Below are 274 nucleotides of genomic sequence, written 5' to 3' on the forward strand. Positions count from 1 at the left end.
CTTCCTGTTCTCGGCCATCGCCGGGCAGATCGCCGAGAAGCTGGAGAAGCAGCGGCTGATCGTCATCACCACGACGATGGAGATCGTCGTCATGTCGCTGGCCGCGGTCGGTTTCCTCACCCAGAACATGGTCGTGCTGCTGGTGGCGCTGTTCTGCACCGGCCTGCAGTCCACGCTGTTCGGGCCGGTGAAGTATTCGATCCTGCCCTCCGTGCTGAAACCCGAGGAGCTCACCGGCGGCAATGGCCTGGTCGAGATGGGCACCTCCATCTCG

At 63.5% G+C, this 274-nt stretch carries 1 pseudogene; it reads left to right on the forward strand.

The window, feature by feature from the left end:
- Window positions 1–274 (forward strand): annotated as a pseudogene (locus tag SB822_RS57020) (glycerol acyltransferase); the annotation flags it as partial.

The organism is Paraburkholderia sp. SIMBA_054 (assembly GCF_046534875.1).
Taxonomy (GTDB): domain Bacteria; phylum Pseudomonadota; class Gammaproteobacteria; order Burkholderiales; family Burkholderiaceae; genus Paraburkholderia; species Paraburkholderia hospita.